We start from the raw sequence: 22700 nt of genomic DNA, 5'->3' as shown, positions 1-22700 counted from the left end.
CAGTTATGAAACAAAATAAATTAAATACAATCAAGACTTCAGGTTTTAAAACACCTAAGGATTACTTTTCTCAAGTAGAAGAGCAAATTCTCAATGAAGTTAAGATTGTAGATAAGGTTGATCAATCTGGTTTTGACGTTCCTGAGTCTTATTTTGATACTGTTGAAAGTGCAATACTAGATACCGTTGCCTCGGAAAGCGATACTAAAGTAGTTAGGTTATTTCCATGGAAAAAAATCATGTATTCAACAGCAGTGGCAGCTGTGTTAATTTTGATGTTTAGTCTCTTTTTTAAGTCTTCAGATCATGTATCTTGGGACGATCTTGAAATCGTTTCCATAGAAAACTACTTAGAATATGAAGATTATACATCAAACGAATTGGCATCGCTATTAACGGATGACGAATTAGATAACGACAATTTTATAGACAACGAAATACCTGAAACTTCTATTGAAGACTATCTCCTAGATAATGCTGAACTTGAAGACCTCATTATAGAATAATTATTATGAAAAAAACACTTATAACCCTACTATTTATTGCATTAACCCTGAGTGCATTTGGACAAAAAAAACAGCAAAAGGATAAGATTAGATCCTTAAAAATTGCATTTATTACAGATCAATTGGATCTTACTGAAGCAGAGGCTCAGAAGTTCTGGCCTATTTATAATGCACATGACAAGGAAATGGAAATGCTACGTATAAATGGACGTGAAAAACGACGTAAGTTAAACATTGAATCACTTACCGAAAATGAAGCAAAAAAAGCCTTAAAAGATTTAGTTGCTTTTGAAAAAGAAATGCACGCTCTAAAGGCCGAGTTGACCGAGAACTTGTTAACGGCTATTCCTGCAAAAAAAATATTAAAGCTACGCTTTGCTGAGACCGCTTTCAATAAACGTATGTTGGAGGAAATGAAAAAACGAAGAGAAAAATTCAAAAAAAATAGACCATAAAAAAAAGAAGCCCAAATGGCTTCTTTTTTTTATTCTTTAAATGTCAATTTTGATATGCGTCCACGCCCTGCAGCATAGGCAATACTATCGTTTAAAAATCTAATGGTATAAAAGCCCTCATCACTTAAATGGGTCCATGAATCACCAGAATCGCCAGAATAATCAATCCCTTTAAAACCAATTGCCACTAACTTCTTCCCTGCTCCATTAGGCACATACTTCACACAGCTTCTATATCCAGGTGACTGATTTTCGGCTACTAATTCCCATGTTTTTCCGCCATCTTTTGTTCTTACTTTATTCGCACTACTATCGGCTGGTTTTGTATAATCTCCTCCAATTGCAAAACCATGATTTTCATCATAAAAATCTACCGAATACATCCCTGTAGTTTCCAAGCCTTGAACAATAGGTGTCTCAAAAACGCTCCAAGTTTTTCCTTTATCGGCAGAATATAAAATGCGACTAGACTTTCCGCCAGTAGCTACCCATGTCTGATCTCCAACAATAGCAATATTTGTATCACTAGCTGCAAATGCTGCTTCGCCTTCTTTAGCCTTTGGTAAGTCGTCACAAGATAATTTTGACCAGGTATTCCCTCCATCGCGAGTTATAATAATACTCATACAATCTTCTGTTGGATCTCCAATGGCAATCCCTTCATCATCATTCCAAAACTCCATCGAGTCATAAAATGCCTTTGGATGCTCTTCTTTATAAACAATTTTAATTTTCTCTTCATCAATATTTAACTTATAAATTAATGCTGGTGAACCAATACTAATGCCATATCCATGTTTTTTATTCGCAGACAATGCTCTAAAATTAGGTGTGATAGAGTCATATTTCAATGCAATTGGAAAAACGATATCATAATTTTCAGACTGATCTAACCCAACACTACGCACAGCTTCAAAAGCATCTTTAGGGCCAATCGCTCCAAACTCACCTCTAGAGGTTAAAAAAGCGATCCCATCTAAACCTTTAACCAATTCAATGGCTCTAATATTTAACAAAGAATCTTGAAGAACAGTTTCTATCTCAACCTTGGTAAATTGTTTTTTAAACGCTATAGACGTCTTCTCGCCAGCATTGGTTAATGTAAAACCAAACAGTGCTAGAACTAAAATTGGAGCTATAATAAAACGTAGTATTTTTTTCATGAGAATCAAATTTCTATAAAAATAGAAAAGCTCTACGACATAATCGCAAAGCTTTTCAAATAGACATCAATCTAATCAATCAAAATTATTAAAACCTATGCTTTATAGTGGTTTATATGGCTAAGTTCTAATATTTTATCTTTTACTCTTATAGGATTTTTCTCTTTTCTTGTGAATCGCATTCTTTATTAATGCTTTAAAACGAACTTTCTGATCATCATTACAAATGTCATGAATGGCCTTAAAGTAATAGAAACGTTCAACATCCTTCTTTTCTTCTAAGTTCCCAATCACCGCAATAATTGAGTCTACGTCTGGTTTAGATATAGGTGCTTCAGAAATATGTTTATATAAAACTTCTTTTACATTCCCTATACTATCTGAAAGTGTTCTCACTTCCAAATAATGCTGGTCTCTCAACACTTTAAAGCGCTCCATTTGATCGTTATCAAATTTCAATTCCTTTGTTATAAAATCACGCTTATGTTCCTTTTTCTTACCATTGGTATGTCCTAGATAATTGAACAGAAAAAAAAGATTTACCACAATTAAAAAACCAATAAGGATATAAAGTATCTTGTTATTCTTCATAATTTTATTCTATTACGTACACCGTTTCTATATCTTCACTTTCCATTAACCCATGCGTTTCAGCAAAATCCAAAATATTTTCGGTCGTTGAAGAAGTATTCATTTGTGTAAATGCAACAAGATTTAGCACAATAAAACATAATAATGTAGCCAGTTGAAATTTTGGTGTGAACCAAGCTAGAAAAACATGCTCTTTCTTTTTTTCCGAAAACAAAAGTAACATCGTCTTATCCTTAAAAAACGGAGATGCTTTTAAATCGTTACGTTTACTAATACTATTTAAAGTATTGTCTATCTTATCTTGTATATCCTTCTTTGTATTCATTATCATTCATTTAGATGTTATTACATTAAAAAACTTGCGCTAATTGTCATTTTGGTAAAAATTCTGTAATGATTTCTGTAAGTTCTTTTTTGCTCTAAACATTAAAGACTCTATAGATGAAAGACTCTTTTCTGTAATGTCACAAATTTCTTTGTAACTTTTTCCATCAATTTTATGCAGCGTAAAAACAACTTTTTGTGCATCTGGTAAATTATGTATGGCTTTAAATATGTGTTCGCCCGCTTCCTTATGTTCTAAAATGATTCCTGGGTGATTAATTTCTGTAAAATAGTTAGTTCTATCAATTTCAAAACCCTCTCCTAACAAAGGTTGCAAAAAAGCAAAACGTTTCTTGGTATTTCGTTTTCTTATAAACTCTAAACATTTATTTGTAGTAATTCTATAAATCCATGTGGATAATTTCGACTGTCCCTTAAATTTAGAAATCGAATTAAAAACTTCCAAAAAAACGTCTTGAGCAATATCTTCAGCATCTTCCTTATTAGGAACAAAAGACAAACACGTGGCAAATACTTTGTGTTGAAAATCATCTAACAACCTACTATATGCAAATCTACTGCCACTTTTTAATTGCTGTATAAATTCAGTTTCTGTCAAAAAAATGATGCTTCCTTATATTATTAACTAGTTTAGATGCAGTCTCTCTTAAAAACTTGCACGCTCATTATTTTTGAAAAGATAACACTTTACAATAAAGGCTTCAACTTATAAACTTTTAATGTACCTTTGCATGCTTAAATTTTTATAATGCGTTTACACAGAAACTTATGCTTTGCTGTTATCGATGGATTAACACTTATCTTTAATGAAGGCAAATATGCAGACAAAGTAATACAACAGCTCTTAAAACGTGACAAACGTTGGGGAAGTCGTGATCGCGCCTTTGTTGCTGAAACCACTTATGATATTGTACGTTGGAAACGTTTATATGCCGAAATTGCCGAGGTAAAGGCACCTTTCGACAGAGATAATTTATGGCGAATTTTTGCCGTTTGGGCAACGTTAAGAGGTATAAAATTACCCGATTGGAAATATTTTGAAAACACACCTCAACGTAAAATAAAAGGGCGTTTTGATGAATTATCCCAAACTCGAAAATTTAAGGAGGCTATTCCAGATTGGCTAGATGAACTGGGTGTTAAAGAACTAGGTGAATCTATATGGACAAAAGAAATTGCTGCACTAAATGAGCAAGCCGATGTTATTTTAAGAGTTAATACCTTAAAAACAACTAAAGAAAAATTACAATCTCTTTTGTTCGATGACAACATTGAAACAGAAAGCATTAAAGGTTATCCCAATGCACTCAAACTAAGAGAAAGAGCAAACGTATTTCAAACTGAATCCTTCAAAAATGGTTTTTTTGAAGTTCAAGATGCCTCGTCGCAATTAGTGGCAGAGTTTTTGGATGTAAAACCAGGAATGCGTGTTGTAGACGCTTGTGCAGGCGCAGGTGGTAAAGCACTACATCTTGCATCTTTAATGGAAAACAAAGGACAAGTTATTGCTTTAGACATCTATGCAAACAAGCTACATGAATTAAAGCGAAGAGCTAAACGAAATGGCGCCTTTAATATAGAAACTAGAGCTATTGAGTCGACCAAAGTTGTTAAAAAACTGTACGATAAAGCAGATCGCGTTTTAATTGATGCGCCTTGTTCAGGGCTTGGGGTTTTAAAACGAAACCCAGATGCTAAATGGAAATTACAACCTGAATTTATTGAGAATATTAAAACAACGCAGCAAGACATATTGCAACAATACTCTCGAATTGTAAAAGATGGAGGAAAGCTTGTATACGCAACATGTTCTATACTTCCTTCTGAAAACAAAAAACAAGTTGATACGTTTTTAACATCAGATCAAGGAAAAGACTTTATCTTTGTAAAAGATAAAAGCGTGCTATCGCATAAATCTGGCTATGATGGATTTTACATGGCTCTATTAGAAAAAAAGAAAAAATAATACCCAAATAAATGAAACAATTTTACACTTTATTATTAGCTTTTGCAACCACATTTGCTTTTGCTCAATTAACACCACCAGCAGAATTGCAATCTTATTATGGCAATCAAATTACGTCTACTGGTTTAACGTTAAAGGGTGATTTAATTACATTAACCATTAATAATCACACTAATTTCTTAACATATAGTCAGGTTTGGGACGCCTCAAGAATTACAGATGAAGATCCAAATAATTCAAGTAATGTATTACTAATCTATGGTTACGACGACCCTCCTTTTGATGGCAATGTAACTACTGATAGAACAAGAGGGAAATTTGATAACGGTGGAAATGTTGGTGACTGGAATAGAGAACATGTTTACCCAAGGTCATTAGGAGATCCAGATTTAGGTTCTTCAGGACCAGGTTCTGATGCTCAAATGTTGAGGCCAAGTGATGTTCAACGTAATGGTCAACGTGGCAATCGACTATTTGCCGAAAAAAGCATAGGACAATATCCAAATGGAGAGTCTGGAAATGCAAACGGAGGTTGGTATCCAGGTGACGAATGGAAAGGTGATTGTGCTCGAATAATAATGTACATGTATTTACGCTATGGTGACCGTTGTTTACCTTCTGCAGTAGGCATTGGCAGTAACGTTTCTACTCCAGATGACATGATCGATCTATTCTTACAGTGGAATGCTGAAGATCCTGTAGAAGAAGGAGGAATCGAAGATGTAAGAAACAACTATCATGGAAACGCGGCGAATACATATGCCCAAGGAAATAGGAATCCGTTTATAGATAACCCATATTTAGCAACTGTTATTTGGGGCGGACCAGATGCTCAAAACAGATGGGCAAGTTTATCTGTTCCAGAATTTCAACAAGAACAAATCAAAATGTTTCCTAATCCAGCTAACGGAAATGAGGTTACTATTGATTCTAATTTTGATATTTCAGTAGAAGTTTATAATATTTTAGGAAAGAAAGTTAAAAGCCAAAATATCACTTCAAACCAAAAAAGATTAAATATTTCTGGATTATCTAAAGGCGTTTATTTAGTGAAATTAAATTCTCAAAACGGTAGTGTTACTAAAAAATTGATTAAGCAGTAATTAGAATAACTGAACATAATAAAAAAAGCGACTCTAAGAGTCGCTTTTTTTATTACATTATGATATCATTTTTCCATGTATAAGGTTCAGGAATATCAATGTCATCAATAAGTTGCCTGATATCAATTTCAATACCTCGACTCATATTTGTTATTGGCACGTCATTAGGTCCTCCTTCAAAAGGGTTTTCCGTGTTCTCACCAATGGCTTCCATAGTATGAAAAACCCAAGCTAAAAGCGTACTAAAAGGAATGGAAAACCACACAAAATGTTTAGCAATAAATTCCTGAGCTTTATGTAACGCCGAAGAATGCGACTCATGACCAGCCAAATCAGTAAAAATGTGCTCGCCTATTTCTTCAAATCCTTCCATAATTCCAAAAGGCAACAAAATAATAAATATCCAAACAAACATATAATTTAGTGTTGCAAACTGTCTAGGATACGGGAAGTTTTTAATACGTTCGCTCTTTCCTTGAAGCGTATAGAATTCAACAAGCATATTAGACAATTCCATATGCCTGAAATCTTCAATTAAATCTTGTTGTTTTAATTCTTTTAATCGTTTAGATTGAACACCCAACAACTGAGATGCTCTATTACCTTTAGCAAAAACCTCTTTATACTCATCTTCAGAAATGTACCCCTTAATCGCCTCTTCTATCGGAATCGTATCCTCACAAACTAGAAATTGACTTTCTCTAAATTCTCGATTCGATTTTCCAGCTTTTAAATGTTGTTCCCAAGGTTTATCTGCTCTCAATTGATAACGTAAAGCCGTTAACCACGCCACATGTCTATGCACCAATTCCTTATGAATACCATGCAATTGATCATTAGAGAATTGTTCCTTTGTATGATCATTATTAATAAAATCTTTGACCATTATTGTCCAAGAGCGCGAAGCGTTTACAATACCTCCCCAAATTTTACGCGCTTCCCAAAGACGATCATAAGAGGCATTATTTTTAAAACTCACTATAAAGGCAACAGCGGTACCCATAACACCTAATGGCAACCAAGGCACATGCAACCATTTAAGTCCGACAACGTCAAACAAAACAACTGGAATAGTGGATAGAATTAAAAAGAAAAAAATATGTCGTCGTGTCCATTTAATAACACCTTTAATAGGAAATATTCGTCTTGTATACATAGTATTGGTTTAAGTTAACTAAAAGTAAATAATTTAAGATTAATTGAAGCATTAACGATTGTGAATTAATTCGTGAATAACTAAAAATTTTCAAGGTCATAATCTAAATAAGTTATACTGAAAAAGTGTAAATTTGTGCTTTCAAAAAACAACACAAAATACGAAATAATGATTCATTTCTTCGGAAACCAAAACAGTAAGGTATTTGCTGTTCAAGCAACAAAAGAATTATCAACCGAAACCATCGCTAAATTGACATGGTTATTTGGCGACCAACCTAAATTAGAACAAGCATCTCTCGATGCTTTTTTTGTTGGGCCACGTGCTGCCATGATAACACCTTGGAGTACCAACGCCGTAGAGATTACGCAAAATATGGGAATTGAAGGCATTATTCGTATCGAAGAATTTGAATCTTGTAAAGAAGGTTTCAATGACTACGACCCAATGATATCCGAAAAATATAATGGATTACATCAAGAATCGTTTACTATTGACATCCAACCTGATAACATTTTAAACGTTGAAGACATTGCGGCCTATAACCAACAAGAAGGTTTAGCTCTGAATGACGAAGAAATAGAATACTTAGAAAGTGTCTCAAAGAAAATTGGACGACCACTAACCGACTCCGAAGTTTTTGGTTTTTCACAGGTGAATAGTGAACACTGTAGACATAAAATTTTCAATGGTACTTTTGTTATCGACGGAAAAGAGCAACCTACGTCTTTATTTAAATTGATTAAAGAGACATCTAAACAAAATCCTAACGACATTGTTTCAGCATATAAAGATAATGTCGCTTTTATAAAAGGCCCAAGGGTTGAACAATTTGCACCCAAACGTGCCGATGTTCCTGATTTTTATGACAAAAAAGAGTTTGATTCTGTAATCTCTCTCAAAGCAGAGACGCATAATTTCCCAACAACAGTTGAACCTTTTAACGGAGCAGCAACTGGTTCTGGAGGTGAAATTCGTGACCGTCTTGCAGGCGGAAAAGGGTCCTTGCCATTAGCAGGAACTGCTGTATATATGACCTCTTATTCTCGTTTAGAAGCGAACAGACCTTGGGAGCAAAAATTAGACGCTCGACCTTGGTTGTATCAAACACCAATGGATATCTTAATCAAAGCGAGTAATGGGGCTTCAGATTTTGGAAATAAATTTGGTCAACCGCTTATATGTGGTTCTGTATTAACGTTTGAACATGAGGAAGACGCTCGAAAACTGGGCTTTGACAAAGTGATTATGCAAGCTGGAGGTATTGGATATGGAAAATTAGATCAAGCCATAAAAGCTGTACCCGAATTTGGTGATAAGATTGTTGTGTTAGGTGGAGAAAACTATCGCATAGGAATGGGAGGTGCTGCCGTTTCGAGTGCAGACACTGGTGAGTTTTCAACAGGAATTGAGCTTAATGCGGTACAAAGGTCAAATCCTGAAATGCAAAAACGTGCGGCCAATGTGGTTCGAGGCATGGTAGAAAGTGATGATAATCATATCATTTCTATTCATGATCATGGTGCAGGTGGTCACCTTAATTGTTTAAGTGAGCTTATTGAAGATACTGGAGGATGCATTGACCTTGATAAATTGCCTGTTGGAGATCCAACGCTATCTGACAAGGAAATTATTGGTAATGAATCTCAAGAACGAATGGGATTATTAATCGCTGAAAAACACCTTGATCATATTAGTAAAATTGCTGAACGTGAGCGCTCACCATTATATACTGTTGGGCATGTTACCGACGACAAACATTTTTGCTTTAGATCTGAAACCAAGGGCAATACTCCAATGGATTTGGCACTTGAAGATATGTTTGGTAGTTCGCCAAAAACAATTATGACGGACACCTCTTTAAATAGAACATATAGCAATGTTGTGTATAATCCAAATGAATTTTATAATTATCTAGATCAAGTTTTACAACTAGAAGCTGTGGCTTGTAAAGATTGGTTAACAAATAAAGTAGATCGTTGTGTAGGCGGAAAAGTTGCAAAACAGCAATGTGTTGGTCCTTTACAATTGCCATTAAACAATGTTGGCGTAATGGCTTTAGATTACAATGGAAAAGAAGGAATCGCCACATCAATTGGCCACTCACCAATTTCTGGCTTAATAGATCCAGAGGCTGGAAGTAGAAATAGTATTACCGAAGCTCTGACCAATATTATTTGGGCACCTTTAAAAGATGGATTAAAAAGTGTTTCCTTATCTGCGAACTGGATGTGGCCTTGTAAAAATGAAGGTGAAGACGCCCGACTTTATGAGGCGGTAAAAGCCATCTCAGAATTCTCAATAGACCTAGGAATTAATGTTCCTACAGGAAAGGATTCATTGTCGATGAAACAAAAGTATCCAAACGAAGACGTTATTTCTCCAGGAACAGTTATCATTTCGGCTGCTGCAAATTGCAATGCTATTAAAAATGTTGTCGAACCTGTACTAAAGCATAATGCTGGAGACATCTACTATATAAACTTATCTCAAGATAACTTTAAACTAGGCGGAAGTTCTTTTGCGCAGGTTTTAAATAAAATTGGAAACGAAGTTCCTAATGTAGAAAGTGCTTCTTACGTAAAAAATGTATTTAATACGATGCAGCAACTCATTAACGATGATCATATTGTAGCGGGACATGATGTTGCTTCTGGTGGTTTAATTACAACCTTATTAGAATTGTGTTTTGCCGATACAAATTTAGGAGCAGAATTAGATTTAACAGCTTTAAATGAAAAAGACTCTCTTAAATTATTGTTTGCTGAAAACTCTGGAATTGTATTTCAATCTAAAAACGAGGCCATAGAAACAATACTGTCTGATGCGAACATTGAATTTTTCAATATTGGAAAGGTAACTAATACAGATACTTTAGGGATTATAAACAACAATGAAGTTTATACCATGACAGTGTCTAGACTTAGAGATATGTGGTATAAAACCTCATTCCTTCTTGATCAAAAACAAACAGCAAATAATTTGGCTGAAGCACGTTTTAAAAATTATCACAAACAACCTTTAGCTTATAAATTTCCGAAGACATTTACAGGGCAATTACCTGCAATTGACGCAACACAACCAAGACCAAAGGCCGCTATCTTGCGTGAAAAAGGAAGTAATTCTGAACGTGAAATGGCCAATGCCATGTATTTAGCAGGTTTTGACGTTAAAGATGTTCATATGACCGACCTCATTTCTGGTCGTGAAACCTTAGAAGACATTCAATTTCTTGGTGCCGTTGGTGGTTTTTCTAATAGTGATGTATTAGGATCTGCTAAAGGATGGGCAGGTGCAATTAAATACAATGCAAATGCTAATAGAGCCATTAAAAACTTCTTTGAAAGAGAAGACACACTATCGGTAGGGATTTGTAATGGTTGCCAATTGTTCATGGAGTTAGAATTAATTAATCCTGAGCATGACCAACATGGTAAGATGCTACATAATGATTCTCAAAAGCATGAAAGCGCGTTTACATCGGTAATGGTTCAAGACAATAACTCGGTGATGTTATCAACTCTAAAAGACACGACTTTAGGCGTTTGGATAAGTCATGGTGAAGGGAAATTTAACCTTCCAAAGAAGGAAAGCGATTATAACATTGTAGCCAAATATGCTTATGATGCTTATCCGTCTAATCCTAATGGATCCGATTTCAATACAGCGATGTTATGTGATTCATCGGGACGCCACCTTGTTATGATGCCGCATATTGAACGTTCAACATTTCAGTGGAATTGGGCCAACTACCCTGAAGGCAGAAAAGATCAAGTTTCTCCATGGATCGAAGCCTTCGTGAATGCTAGGCAATGGATTGAAACCAAATAAAATTATAAAGGCGTTATTCATTACAAATAACGCCTTTACTTTTATGTACTTAAAAAGCCCCCTAATTAAGTGACAAACTTAATACTACCGATTTAACGGTCTTTATTAATAGCTCTTCAAACTTATAACATTTGTAAACTACACTACGCCTTTAATTGATAGATGGTTGTTTTCATTTGATAGATAACATTACGCAAATCTACTACCTCATTAGGACTCTATAATTTTCTCAAAAGCTGCCTTAGACAACTTCCATTGACTCACAAATTGTTCAAAATTTGATGCGCCTGGAATGGTTCTATAGGTTTTTACAAATTGAAAGCCAATTTTTTCAACGACTCTATTTGGTGCTGGGTTTAGAGCATATGGTTCGCAAAGGAGTGATTTTAATTTAAAGTTTTCAAAATAAAAAGGCAGCGATTTTTTAATGAATGTCATTCCTAATCCTCTTTGTCTATTTTCTGGTTGCCATAAATGTAAATGCATAAATGCCTGTTTACTAAACTCAATTTGATTAATATTAGAATAACCTACTGGTTTGTCATCTAAGAGCCAAAAAAGAAAGTAGTTTTTCCTGAGTTCTAATGGCACTTTAAATTGATCTACAACCAATTTAAAGAGTGCATCTCTTTGCGGTCTTTTATCGACATCTACTCCCATTTTGCTTAAAAACTCGGGCGTAGCTTCCAACCAATAATTAATAAAATGTTCGAGGTCATCAATAGTCATCTCTCTAACATGAAATCTATTATTACTCATAGCTTTAAATATAATAAGAAAAGAAAGGAGGTTGAAATAACATTAACAGCCTCCATTAAAAATAAACAAAAACTATTATTTATTGCTCAAGTCCCTTTCTAAAGCTGATAATCTATTTTCAAAACTTTCAATAGTTTTGTTCTGTTTATTAATAATATCTTGTTGCTCTTGCAAGGCTTTAATTAGTACTGGAATTAATTCTGTATAACTAACTCCATATTTGTCTTCTTCTTTATCATAGGTCACTACATTTTCAATAACACTTTCTACTTCTTGAGCGATTAATCCTAAAGACTTGTATTCTTGATTTTTACCTTTCCAGAAATACTCTGTTGGACGTAATTTTAAAATATCATTTAATCCATAGGAAATATTATCTATATCCCTTTTCAAACGTCTATCGGAAGCATGTACAATGGCCCCTCCTACTCTAACATTACCACCTTCATTTTGTAAGTACAAATCGGACGCTGTCTCATTATTTCTTGCTTGAATTTCATTATTATCCAAAGCTAAATTTGAACCTGTTTCCAAGCCTAAAACCAATTGACCAGATGGGTTGTCTAATGTCACATCGAATCCACCAACAATGTTTAGTGGTACATTAGAATGATGCATATTTATTCCAACTTTTGAAAATAGACCAATTTGATTTGTTTCAAAATCCCCATAAATTAAAGGTGTGGTCACAGAAGAGTTATCAATATATAACTTATTACTACCTTCTTCATGATAACCAGCGCGATAGCCTATAAAAACATTTCTATCTCCCAAGGCATCGTGCCCTGCTTCAGTTCCAATAACAGTATTAAAATCCCCAATCGTATTCAAAATAAGTGCTTCCTCTCCAAGAGCAATATTGCCCTCACCTGTTTCATTATTCCACATCGTTCTATATCCAACACTCACATTATTATCTCCTGAAATATGATCTCGTAATGAAAATCCTCCTAAAGCAACGTTATGGTTCCCACTAATATTTTCGTGCATGGCAAATAGTCCAATCCCAATGTTTCCACCTCCGGAAGTATTTTCGTGTAACGTATTATATCCAGACGCAAAGTTGTTTCCTCCAGTTTGATTAGAATATAAAGCACCTGGACCAAAAGCAATATTTCTTATGCCGTCTGTATTACTAAACAAAGTTTCATGTCCAAAAGCAATATTATCACTTCCTAAGGTATTATCTCTTAAGGCGCGATAACCTAATGCTATATTATCAACACCTTCAGTATTACTAAATAATGACCTATATCCTCCTGCAAAATTATTATTACCAATAGTATTAGATACCATTGCATGCTCGCCAAAAGCGATATTATTATTCCCTTCAGTATTAACTAGTAATGATTGCCATCCAAATGCAATGTTATGGCTTCCAACGGTATTAGCTCCCATTGATTGCCCTCCTAATGCAATATTGCTATTACCAGTAATATTATTGTCAAGGGATTGTTTTCCTATGGCAACATTATGATTTCCGCCTCTATTTATTTTTAATGCCTCAAATCCTAAAGCAACATTATTCTTACCTTCAGTATTTTCATTTAATGCATTTTCACCTAATCCAATATTGTGATTATCTACGAGTTCATCTTCTTCTCCAGCATCATCTCCAATGTATATTGAACCTCCAGTTCCTTTAGGCGTTACTCCATTTACATGAGCCTGCCATTTTCCCATGGCATTAGCATATGGTGTTGCCATAAACTCGGTAGTGCCAATTTCTTCATTATTGAGCCAAACATTCAGGAAATGTCTGTCTTCAGCCCAATTTACATTTTCAATTAAATTAAGCACTGGCATTCCTTCACCAATAACAGTTGAAAACACACCATTAATATCGGTCATAACAGTAAACGTTTCACTATATACAGCGTCGCCGTCAGGCGCATTAATTTTTATATTAAATTTCAAATCAATCTCCGTATTAGATAAAAGTTGACCTTCGGCATCACGGGCAACGCCTTGATAATTGACTCCTTGCTGAGCAAAGCCAATTGTACTTACAAGTAAAACTAGAAGAGATACTACAAGTTTGATGTTAAATAATTGTTCTCTATTCACAGTATTATTATAGATACCATGACGTTTGCTATTTTTCTTTAAAAAGTTCATGATTTTAGTTTTTTATGATTTTTGTTGTTTTATTGAAGCTGTTCGTTATTGATGAAATACGCATGAGATATACTCCCTTGGAAAGTGAACTCATATTTATTATATGTTGCCTAACATTTGTATCTAAATTTCTACTTAATAATTTCTTACCTAAAATATCGTAGAAAGCAATATAGTACTGGCCTGATATGTCATTAGTAAAATTGATAGTCAATTGATCTATCACTGGATTTGGATAATATGTTATCTCGTTAATTAGTGCTGAAGCGGTTGCTACACTTAAAGTTTCGTCGTTAATTAAAAATGCCCAAAATCCTTGATGGATTGTCGCATTATTTTGCACCAATCCTACAACGGACTCTCCTGTTGTGAAGTTGATTGAATAAGTTTCATTTACTATGAGACTTCCAGTGCTTCCAATAACTTGCTTAGAAATACTTTGAGCAGAAGTTGTTAACGATATGAGCAATAAAAAAAACATAAGTAATTGTGTTCGCATAATGTTGTTGTTTTTTAATTTCTGGAACAAATCTATAGGTAAACATCACCCATTTCTTTTCGAAATTGATAAACGGCGTTTTTCAATTGATGGATTGCTATACTCTTAAAAAAAAGAACGTATTAAAGTGCCTAAAAAAGCAGAATTACCAAATATCAAGTCTAAAACACCATTTATCAATTCACGTAAAAATCAAACCTGACATCACCGTAAGTTTGCTTCATCAAAAAACATTTAAAAACATTTTATTATGAAATCATTAGTTAAAACAAATAGAAGTATCGCAAATACAGCTATAAAAAAAGTTAAGTTTTATTCATTGTCTACAACGGTAATCATTTACATGCTACTTGCATTTAGTACGCTAACAAGTTGCAGTAAAGACGATTCTCCAATTACGCCAGAAGAAGAGGTTGTTGTTAATCCAGATATTTTACCATCATTAACTTTAGTAAGTGGTAGTGAAGATTTATTTAAAGGTGTGGTTGGAGCTCCAGGGTTCGGAAGTTTACAACATACAGTAAAAGCCACTGCTCCTGAAGGTTTTGTAGCATTGAATATCTATAAGGTGGTTGATGGTGTCCAGTCTTCTTACATTAGCTTTGACATAAACAGTCCAAATTATGTAGATGGCAGTAACACTTATACACACAACTTAAGCTATATTTTCACAGAAATTGATATTGACAAAGACCTTTATTTTATTGCAGAAGTTATCGATTCAAACAATAATGTAGAAACATTAGATTTTGCAGAAGCCGAAGTAAAAGACGCTATGCAATATGTAGAGACTATCTTTATGGAAACGCGCTTACCAGCTCAACCAGATAATATGAGTATCGCTCAATTTATGCAAGTAGATGGTCTAGAAGTTGGTGGTGTTAACTTAAATAGAGTCATTAACGAACAAATAAACGATAAAATTGCTGCTGTAATTAGTGTAAATGAAGTTGATGGCATTTACATATCATCAGCGAGTGCCGTTGGTAATACAGACATTGTTGATGACATACAAAATAAGTCTAATACAAAATTTAAGGAAATCAATGATGAGACTACAAATTTCAACACATTAAATATCTATGACACTTTTGAAATCGAGTCGCTTTACAATAATGCTTCTTTTAATGAGCATCAAGAGAAAATGAAAAACATTGGTCAAGACAAGTTATATGCTATGAAGACCGACGATAACAGAATCGCTCTTTTTAAAGTAACATACTACGAAGTTATAAATAACAGCGAAGTCTACATGACCATGGACATGTATATCACGCAATAAAAACATTAACGCTTTGACCACTGCAATACAAACTATTGCAGTGGTCATTTTTAGCTATTCAAAAACCGAATTATAATTCTTAAAAAATAATACCTAAATTCAACTTCTTTTAAGCCGTTAAGACATCATGGTTAAGATTACAAAAAATTCTGAACGATACCCAGAAACAACAGATACAAAGTTCTCTGATGTTTTAATGTATTTTTCAGAATCACTCTTAGGTATTGATGATGAAGAAGAGATTCTTTGGGACTTAGCAAAAAATTGTATTTCCAAATTAGGATTTGTAGACTGTGTGGTTTACCTCCTTGATGATATAAGAAATGTTATGGTCCAGAAGGCCGCCTATGGTCCTAAAAACCCTAAAGATTTTGAAATTTACGAACCTGTAGAACGCCCAGTTGGCACAGGAATTGTTGGTTATGTGGCCCAGACTGGAATTGCAGAACTATTACATGATACCTCAAAGGATGAACGCTATAAAATGGACGATGAATTTAGACTTTCAGAAGTTTGTGTTCCAATAATAATTGATGGAAAAGTAATTGGTATCATAGATTGTGAACATCCCGACAAACATTTTTTCTCAGAGCACCATTTGCACATGTTACTTACCATTTCATCTATTTGTGCCATTAAAATAAAAGGGGTAAGAGCTCAAAAAAAATACATCCAACAGCAGGAGCGCTCAATTGAAATTCAGACACAACTAGTAGATCTAAAACTAAAGGCCTTAAGTGCTCAAATGAATCCTCATTTTGTGTTTAATGCATTAAACGCTATACAATATTTTGTAAGCTCTGGAAATAAAAAATTAGCCCTAGAATACTTGTCAATCTTTAGTAAACTTATAAGGTTTTACCTTAAGAATTTTGAAAATGACACTGTAAGTTTTAAGGACGAAATGAGCATGTTAAATTGGTATCTAAAGCTTCAAAAATTGCGCTATGATCAACAATTTGAATTCAAAATTGAAGAAATAAAGCGCCCCTATTATGCGGTAATTCCGTCTTTTATCATTCAAACTTTATTCGAAAACATTATTGAACATGCCGTTTATAATCAGCATAAAAACCAAGTGCTTTTCGTGCATTTTGAAGTTACAGATACAAACGTAACTTTGAACATAAAGTACAGGCATGATACCTTAAAAAAAGATAGTAATTATAAACCAGAATATAGAGACAATATTATCTCATGGCAAGATCAAATTAGATTGCTTAATAAAGTTAAAGATTACAATATTGAGAAACATATAACTTTTGTAAACAACGATACACAACAAGGGGGAGACATTACTTTAATTCTTCCAAATTTATCTTGACTATATGGCTAAAAATTTCAAAAAAACGCTCGGGTTCGTTGCTCTATTACAGTGCTTTATCGCATTTGGACAACATGATAAAATATTATCAAAAGTTGGTCAAATTCTTCCTTATAAAGTATTAAAAACTAGTGACGAAAATGTCACACTAGAACAACTTCTTGTTGATGTAAGTGCTTTTAAATCACCAAGCACGATAACAGAAAAAACGAAGCCTTCAAGTATTTATTGGATTCAAATAGATCTCACAAAAGAGCTAAATACCATTTCCACAGACAGCACATGGTATTTGCGTTTCAGGCAATATGGTTACACATCAATATTCTATTCTGAAAATAATAGTGTTAAAGAAAAAAAAATAGGCCGATTTGAAAACCAGCCCGAACGTAACTCTATATTATATTCTCAAGGTATTCCTTTTAATGAATCGTACATTTTTAATGACAAGTATATTTATTTAAAGATACGTAGGGTTGCATTTTTTGACAATGTTTCAAATTGGAGGTTTTATTATTATAATAAACTGAAAATAGATCTCATTCAAAATTTTTATTCTCATCGCGATTTAAATCGATTAATTCCAATTTACTTGTTTACTGGTATTTGTCTAGTGATGTTTCTACTAACCATCATGTACTATTTCTATTCTAAGCGCACCGAATTTTTGTTTTACGCCCTATACATATTATTTCTCTTTTTATATCTAACTCCAGATATTTTTAGATTGTATGACACTTTTTTTGGAGGCATGAATCTCTTTAGCTATGCCTTTTTTCAAATCTCTCAAGTTATTATAAACTTATGTTACATTTTGTATATCATCTACTATTTAAACACAAAAGTAGAATATCCAAAGTTGCATGTTGCACTCAAAATAATTGCTACAATGCTCGTAGGTATTATCATTCTAGACGCCTTATGTTTTGCTACTAAAAGTTTTAGCATGCATATATATTTACTAGATATTGAACGACTTATAATGTCTTTATTTGGTCTGAGTGGAATGATATATTTACTTATTAAAGCAAAAAGCAAACTTGCATATTTTATTGTAATTGGTTCTTTTTTATATATGATAGGTGCATTAGGCATGTTGTTTTTGCAAGAGCGCATCTATATGATAACTGGGGCAAGCCTAGAGATTTTAATTTTTGCTGCTGGTCTCACTTATAAACTTCAACAAGAAAACAAAGAGCGTTTACAGTTTCAAGAAGAGGCTTTTCTTAATAAAACCAAAGCCCTAAGAGCTCAAATAAATCCACATTTCATATTTAACTCTTTAAGCTCTATCCAACATTTAGTCATTAAAAATGATAAAGTTTCGACATTAAAATACCTTTCAAAATTTAGTCGCCTCACCCGCAACATTTTAGAAAGTTCAATTGAAACTAACGCACTTCTAAGTGACGAAATTAAAATGCTTCAAGATTATTTAGAATTAGAATCTCTAAGATTTGACAATGCGTTTACCTATACTATTTCTTGCGACGATACCATTGATGCGAATGCCATTGAAATTCCTTTTATGATATTACAACCATTTGTGGAAAATGCTATAATTCATGGACTCCTACCAAAGCATCAAGGTCCAAAAAATATAGACATAACGTTTAGAGCACAAGATGATCTTCTTATTTGCGAAGTCGATGACAACGGTGTTGGCAGAACAGCCTCAAATAATAAACAACACATCCACAAAAGAGATAAAAAATCGAGAGGATTGGAAGTTACAAAACAACGTTTGGATGCCTTAAAAACCGACATCAACACACTCGATATAATAGATAAAAAAGATAAAAATGGCGCATCCTTAGGAACCACCATTATTGTAAAAATCCCTTTAAAATAGAAGTTATGAGTTTAAAAGCCGTTATAGTTGAAGACGAAAAACATAGTAGAGAAACTTTAAAAAATCTATTAGAAGAGTTTTGCATAGACATCAAGGTTGTTGGTATGGCTGGTAGCGTAGATGACGCCGTTGAAACAATCAAAACCACAAAACCCGACGTTATTTTCTTAGATATAGAACTGCAAACAGGAACAGGTTTTGATGTTTTACAACAAGTTCCACATCTTAATTTTGAAGTGATTTTCACAACTGCCTTTGAACAATACGCTATTAAAGCTGTAAAATTCAGTTCATTGGATTATTTATTAAAACCTATAGACCTAGAAGAGCTTCAAAATGCAGTTAGTAAAGCACAGACCAAAAAAAATCAAGACATCTATAAAAAACAACTAGAGACGTTAATGTTAAATTTAAAACAACGAAAACCTCAATTAAATAAGATATGTTTAGCAACTTCTGATGGCATTGAATTTATTGAAGTGAACGACATTCTTTATTGTAAAGCCGAAGGCTCCTATACCGCATTTATTCTAAATAATTCTGAAAAGTTACTAGTAAGTAAACACCTTAAAGAATATGAAAACTTGCTATTAGAACAAGATTTTATGCGTGTCCATAACAGCTATTTAATTAATTTGAAAGAAGTAAAAAAATATGTCAAAGCCGATGGCGGATATATAATTATGAAAAACAATGATACCGTAAGCATTTCAAGATCACGAAAAGAAGACTTTATTAAACTAATGCAACTACTCACATAGATTTGGTCTATAGCCCGAGCAACTAAAATGTAAAAACTAAAAATAATTAGTCCTTTTAAAATTTGACATACCATTTTTTTGTATTAATTTACCTACAGTTAATCCTAATCAATGACGCTCAATTATTATGATAATAAAGTACCTCATCTCATTGAGGAATACTATCAATTAACTTTTACTGAGGATGAGGTTCCTTTTCAATCGACAGTGTTACCAATAGGCCTTACCCATTTAACTCATATTTTTTATGGAGATCAAAAAGCTATCGTAGAACATAAAGAAATGCCTATTACAAATACCATTGTTAGCGGGCAATTTTTTAGGTCATATCAATTCTATTCTACTTCAGAAGCCATGTCATTTGGTATTAGTTTTCATCCAACCGCCTTGTTCAAAATATTAAATACAGATATTTCTGCGCTTCAAGACAAACACGTGCTGTTATCATCATTTCACCCAAAATTATTCGCAAAAATCAAATCTGTATTTGAAGACTTTCGAAGCGGAGAGCATCAAGCAAAGCAATTTGATCACTTTTTCTCTAACCTAAACCTCACAATAAACAATAACACAAAACATATTGATATCGCCATAAATTTAATAAAAGATAGCAATGGTCTCATAACCATTAGCGATATTCTTGAACAAATTAATATCTCTCAAAAAACATTAGAAACACAATTTAAAAAAATTGTTGGTCTTACACCTGGAAAATACATTAGGCTCTTCAGATTTTTACAACTAATGAGAAAATATGAGAGTCAAGAAACCACAATTAAAGACCTTATGTTCATGTTTGGCTATTACGACAGATCCCATTTTTCTAAGGATTTTAGGCTCTTCATGAACGAAACTCCTAAATCGTATTTCAAGAAAGACTACCCTTTATTAAAGGCCGTTTTCAGAAACCAATAGTTACGATTTTTTACACCGTTATACTGTTTTTATGTTTTACATTTACAATCTGAAATGATTGTCATTTTATAAAATTAATATATAGGGTTTATTAATTTTTAGTTATTTGTAGTAAAAGACTTGACCATTTCATTTTAGTTAAAATTCAAAGAATTAAGGAGTTGTGTCATTGCAACTCCTTTTTTTAAATACACATTTGAAATTCACTTTTAATTTCATATTTTGCAATACTACAATCCTATCAGACGCAATGACAGAAATAACAAGACTTTTTGATTTTCCATATTATCAATTAGAGGTTCATAATTTAGATGCAGCTTTAGTAACAAAATATGATGGCGAATGGGTAAAAACCTCAACCAAAGATTACTTAGATAAAGCTAATGCCGTGAGTCGTGCTTTGTTAAAACTAGGAGTTCAAAAAAACGACAAAATTGCGGTCATCTCATCCACTAATAGAACTGAGTGGAATATTATGGATATAGGTATTCTGCAAACAGGCGCTCAGAACATTCCCATTTATCCAACAATTTGTGCCGAAGATTATGAATATGTTCTTAACCATAGTGAAGCTATATATTGTTTCGTTTCTGACATTGAAGTTTTAGAAAAAGTAAGAAAAGTCCAAGGAAATACTAAGGTAAAAGAAGTGTATTCCTTTAATCATATTGAAGGTTGCAAACATTACTCTGAACTCTTTGAGCTAGGTAAAGACACAAGCACTCAACCAGAAGTAGAAGCTAGAAAAGATAATGTTGACCCTCAAGATTTGGCAACAATTATATACACCTCAGGAACAACCGGAAGACCAAAAGGTGTAATGCTCACACATCATAATATTACAAGTAATGCCTTAGATGCCTCTGAAAGATTGCCTTTAATGGACGGCAATGAAACTAGGGTACTGAGCTTCCTTCCTATTTGCCATATTTTTGAACGCGTATTAATTTACATCTATCAATTTGCTGGAACCACCATATATTTTGCAGAAGGTATTGACAAAATTGGGGATAATGCAAAAGAAATAAAACCTAATTTAATGAGTGTGGTTCCGAGATTACTTGAAAAAGTATTCGACAAGATCATGCTGAAAGGAGAAGACCTCTCTGGTATTAAAAAAGCACTTTTCTTTTGGGCCGTAAAATTAGGAGAACAATGGCAACCTTATAGAGCAAATGGGGCTTGGTATGAATTTAAACTTAAAATTGCTAGTGCTTTAATCTTTAGTAAATGGCGAGAAGCCTTGGGTGGTGAGCTTACAACTATGGTGTCGGGGAGCGCTCCTCTTCAACCGAGATTGTCACGAATATTTTCCGCTGCCGGAATGAAAGTTATGCAAGGTTATGGATTAACTGAAACATCTCCTGTAGTTTCCGTAGAAATGTATGCTAACAACTTATTTAAAATAGGAACGGTTGGTCAACCCATAAGAAATGTAGAGGTTAAAATTGCCGACGATGGAGAAATCCTTATAAAAGGACCAAATGTAATGAAAGGTTACTTTAAGGATCCTGAAAAAACGGCAAGTGTAATGACCGATGATTATTTTCATACGGGAGACAAAGGTGAAATTGATTCTGAAGGCTTTTTAAAAATCACAGGACGTAAAAAAGAAATGTTTAAGACCTCAGGTGGAAAGTATGTTATTCCTCCCCTTCTCGAAAACGACATGAAACAATCACTTTTTATTGAACAAATTATGGTGGTTGGTGAAAGCGAAAAAATGCCAGCAGCAATAATACAACCTAATTTTGACTTTATAAGAGATTGGATAGATCATAAAGAACTGAATATAGGAACTTCAAATGAAGACATTGCATCTTCAGAAATTGTTATTAAACGAATTCAAAAAGAAATCGACAAATACAACAAGAACTTCGGAAAGTGGGAACAGATTAAACGATTTGAACTCACTCCTGATGTATGGTCAATAGATGGTGGTCAATTAACACCCACAATGAAGATGAAACGCGATATTATTAAAGGCATTTATCAAGACCTTTATGATAAGATTTATCGATAAGTAGATGGTTTTTATGATATATAAAGGCTTCTAATACTTTATTAGACCTTTTTT

General features: G+C 33.6%; 19 protein-coding genes. 11 read left to right on the top strand and 8 right to left on the bottom strand.

What is annotated here, in order from left to right; genetic code table 11:
• The first annotated feature begins 5 nt into the window (after window positions 1–5).
• A complete protein-coding gene (locus Q0787_RS13485; RefSeq protein WP_298903348.1) occupies window positions 6–506 on the top strand; it encodes a hypothetical protein in 501 nt (166 codons plus the stop codon).
• Window positions 507–511: 5 nt separating this feature from the next.
• Window positions 512–961 (top strand): hypothetical protein, encoded by a 450-nt coding sequence (locus Q0787_RS13480; protein WP_298903347.1) that lies wholly within the window; start codon window positions 512–514, stop codon window positions 959–961.
• A gap of 29 nt (window positions 962–990) precedes the next feature.
• Here the strand turns inward: Q0787_RS13480 and Q0787_RS13475 are convergent, their stop codons facing one another.
• The 4 genes from Q0787_RS13475 to Q0787_RS13460 form a co-directional block, all read right to left on the bottom strand.
• Window positions 991–2124: an oxidoreductase gene (locus Q0787_RS13475; RefSeq protein ID WP_298903345.1), complete on the bottom strand. Its 1134-nt coding sequence runs from the start codon at window positions 2122–2124 to the stop codon at window positions 991–993.
• A gap of 135 nt (window positions 2125–2259) precedes the next feature.
• Window positions 2260–2715, bottom strand: a complete 456-nt coding sequence (locus Q0787_RS13470) for a hypothetical protein (protein ID WP_298903344.1) — start codon at window positions 2713–2715, stop codon at window positions 2260–2262.
• Between the two features lie 4 nt (window positions 2716–2719).
• Window positions 2720–3040 (bottom strand): hypothetical protein, encoded by a 321-nt coding sequence (locus tag Q0787_RS13465; protein ID WP_298903343.1) that lies wholly within the window; start codon window positions 3038–3040, stop codon window positions 2720–2722.
• Window positions 3041–3079: 39 nt separating this feature from the next.
• Window positions 3080–3658, bottom strand: a complete 579-nt coding sequence (locus Q0787_RS13460; RefSeq protein WP_298903342.1) for an RNA polymerase sigma factor — start codon at window positions 3656–3658, stop codon at window positions 3080–3082.
• 150 nt (window positions 3659–3808) lie between these two features.
• On the opposite strand from Q0787_RS13460, the gene Q0787_RS13455 reads away from it, so the two are divergent.
• Both Q0787_RS13455 and Q0787_RS13450 read left to right on the top strand, forming a co-directional pair.
• Window positions 3809–5026: a methyltransferase domain-containing protein gene (locus Q0787_RS13455; protein WP_298903341.1), complete on the top strand. Its 1218-nt coding sequence runs from the start codon at window positions 3809–3811 to the stop codon at window positions 5024–5026.
• A gap of 11 nt (window positions 5027–5037) precedes the next feature.
• Window positions 5038–6129 carry an endonuclease gene (locus Q0787_RS13450; protein WP_298903340.1) on the top strand — a complete coding sequence of 364 codons (1092 nt, stop codon included), beginning with the start codon at window positions 5038–5040 and terminating at the stop codon, window positions 6127–6129.
• A gap of 52 nt (window positions 6130–6181) precedes the next feature.
• Here the strand turns inward: Q0787_RS13450 and Q0787_RS13445 are convergent, their stop codons facing one another.
• Entirely contained in the window at window positions 6182–7285 is a 1104-nt protein-coding gene (locus Q0787_RS13445) for a bestrophin family protein (protein ID WP_298903338.1), read from the bottom strand.
• 168 nt (window positions 7286–7453) lie between these two features.
• On the opposite strand from Q0787_RS13445, the gene purL reads away from it, so the two are divergent.
• Window positions 7454–11116: a phosphoribosylformylglycinamidine synthase gene (purL, locus tag Q0787_RS13440; RefSeq protein WP_298903337.1), complete on the top strand. Its 3663-nt coding sequence runs from the start codon at window positions 7454–7456 to the stop codon at window positions 11114–11116.
• A gap of 210 nt (window positions 11117–11326) precedes the next feature.
• Here the strand turns inward: purL and Q0787_RS13435 are convergent, their stop codons facing one another.
• The 3 genes from Q0787_RS13435 to Q0787_RS13425 form a co-directional block, all read right to left on the bottom strand.
• Window positions 11327–11875 carry a GNAT family protein gene (locus Q0787_RS13435; protein ID WP_298903336.1) on the bottom strand — a complete coding sequence of 183 codons (549 nt, stop codon included), beginning with the start codon at window positions 11873–11875 and terminating at the stop codon, window positions 11327–11329.
• Window positions 11876–11950: 75 nt separating this feature from the next.
• Complete coding sequence (locus tag Q0787_RS13430) at window positions 11951–13993, bottom strand: tail fiber domain-containing protein (protein ID WP_298903335.1); 2043 nt, start codon at window positions 13991–13993, stop codon at window positions 11951–11953.
• A gap of 4 nt (window positions 13994–13997) precedes the next feature.
• Window positions 13998–14492 (bottom strand): T9SS type A sorting domain-containing protein, encoded by a 495-nt coding sequence (locus Q0787_RS13425; protein ID WP_298903334.1) that lies wholly within the window; start codon window positions 14490–14492, stop codon window positions 13998–14000.
• A 250-nt stretch (window positions 14493–14742) separates the two neighbouring features.
• On the opposite strand from Q0787_RS13425, the gene Q0787_RS13420 reads away from it, so the two are divergent.
• The 6 genes from Q0787_RS13420 (at window position 14743) to Q0787_RS13395 (ending at window position 22646) form a co-directional block, all read left to right on the top strand.
• Window positions 14743–15774, top strand: coding sequence for a hypothetical protein (locus tag Q0787_RS13420; RefSeq protein ID WP_298903333.1), 1032 nt, complete (start codon window positions 14743–14745; stop codon window positions 15772–15774).
• 127 nt (window positions 15775–15901) lie between these two features.
• Window positions 15902–17098 carry a histidine kinase gene (locus Q0787_RS13415; RefSeq protein ID WP_298903332.1) on the top strand — a complete coding sequence of 399 codons (1197 nt, stop codon included), beginning with the start codon at window positions 15902–15904 and terminating at the stop codon, window positions 17096–17098.
• Window positions 17099–17102: 4 nt separating this feature from the next.
• The gene (locus Q0787_RS13410; RefSeq protein ID WP_298903331.1) at window positions 17103–18947 is read left to right on the top strand and encodes a sensor histidine kinase; all 1845 of its coding nucleotides are present in this window, start codon (window positions 17103–17105) and stop codon (window positions 18945–18947) included.
• Between the two features lie 5 nt (window positions 18948–18952).
• Window positions 18953–19708 (top strand): LytTR family DNA-binding domain-containing protein, encoded by a 756-nt coding sequence (locus Q0787_RS13405; RefSeq protein ID WP_298903330.1) that lies wholly within the window; start codon window positions 18953–18955, stop codon window positions 19706–19708.
• A gap of 111 nt (window positions 19709–19819) precedes the next feature.
• Window positions 19820–20623, top strand: coding sequence for an AraC family transcriptional regulator (locus tag Q0787_RS13400; RefSeq protein ID WP_298903329.1), 804 nt, complete (start codon window positions 19820–19822; stop codon window positions 20621–20623).
• A gap of 250 nt (window positions 20624–20873) precedes the next feature.
• Window positions 20874–22646, top strand: a complete 1773-nt coding sequence (locus Q0787_RS13395; RefSeq protein WP_298903328.1) for a long-chain fatty acid--CoA ligase — start codon at window positions 20874–20876, stop codon at window positions 22644–22646.
• The last annotated feature ends 54 nt before the right edge of the window (window positions 22647–22700 follow it).

Origin of the sequence: uncultured Psychroserpens sp., from assembly GCF_947492715.1 — a bacterium.
In the GTDB taxonomy this organism is placed as follows: Bacteria; Bacteroidota; Bacteroidia; order Flavobacteriales; family Flavobacteriaceae; genus Psychroserpens.
This window is presented reverse-complemented; position numbering and strand designations above follow the sequence as displayed.

What these genes read in the sequence shown, in the direction of transcription:
- Q0787_RS13485 (WP_298903348.1), top strand. Translation starts at nt 6, where the DNA reads ATGAAACAAAATAAATTAAATACAATCAAGACTTCAGGTTTTAAAACA.
- Q0787_RS13480 (WP_298903347.1), top strand. Translation starts at nt 512, where the DNA reads ATGAAAAAAACACTTATAACCCTACTATTTATTGCATTAACCCTGAGT.
- Q0787_RS13475 (WP_298903345.1), bottom strand. Translation starts at nt 2,124, where the DNA reads ATGAAAAAAATACTACGTTTTATTATAGCTCCAATTTTAGTTCTAGCA.
- Q0787_RS13470 (WP_298903344.1), bottom strand. Translation starts at nt 2,715, where the DNA reads ATGAAGAATAACAAGATACTTTATATCCTTATTGGTTTTTTAATTGTG.
- Q0787_RS13465 (WP_298903343.1), bottom strand. Translation starts at nt 3,040, where the DNA reads ATGAATACAAAGAAGGATATACAAGATAAGATAGACAATACTTTAAAT.
- Q0787_RS13455 (WP_298903341.1), top strand. Translation starts at nt 3,809, where the DNA reads ATGCGTTTACACAGAAACTTATGCTTTGCTGTTATCGATGGATTAACA.
- Q0787_RS13450 (WP_298903340.1), top strand. Translation starts at nt 5,038, where the DNA reads ATGAAACAATTTTACACTTTATTATTAGCTTTTGCAACCACATTTGCT.
- Q0787_RS13445 (WP_298903338.1), bottom strand. Translation starts at nt 7,285, where the DNA reads ATGTATACAAGACGAATATTTCCTATTAAAGGTGTTATTAAATGGACA.
- purL (WP_298903337.1), top strand. Translation starts at nt 7,454, where the DNA reads ATGATTCATTTCTTCGGAAACCAAAACAGTAAGGTATTTGCTGTTCAA.
- Q0787_RS13435 (WP_298903336.1), bottom strand. Translation starts at nt 11,875, where the DNA reads ATGAGTAATAATAGATTTCATGTTAGAGAGATGACTATTGATGACCTC.
- Q0787_RS13430 (WP_298903335.1), bottom strand. Translation starts at nt 13,993, where the DNA reads ATGAACTTTTTAAAGAAAAATAGCAAACGTCATGGTATCTATAATAAT.
- Q0787_RS13425 (WP_298903334.1), bottom strand. Translation starts at nt 14,492, where the DNA reads ATGCGAACACAATTACTTATGTTTTTTTTATTGCTCATATCGTTAACA.
- Q0787_RS13420 (WP_298903333.1), top strand. Translation starts at nt 14,743, where the DNA reads ATGAAATCATTAGTTAAAACAAATAGAAGTATCGCAAATACAGCTATA.
- Q0787_RS13415 (WP_298903332.1), top strand. Translation starts at nt 15,902, where the DNA reads ATGGTTAAGATTACAAAAAATTCTGAACGATACCCAGAAACAACAGAT.
- Q0787_RS13410 (WP_298903331.1), top strand. Translation starts at nt 17,103, where the DNA reads ATGGCTAAAAATTTCAAAAAAACGCTCGGGTTCGTTGCTCTATTACAG.
- Q0787_RS13405 (WP_298903330.1), top strand. Translation starts at nt 18,953, where the DNA reads ATGAGTTTAAAAGCCGTTATAGTTGAAGACGAAAAACATAGTAGAGAA.
- Q0787_RS13400 (WP_298903329.1), top strand. Translation starts at nt 19,820, where the DNA reads ATGACGCTCAATTATTATGATAATAAAGTACCTCATCTCATTGAGGAA.
- Q0787_RS13395 (WP_298903328.1), top strand. Translation starts at nt 20,874, where the DNA reads ATGACAGAAATAACAAGACTTTTTGATTTTCCATATTATCAATTAGAG.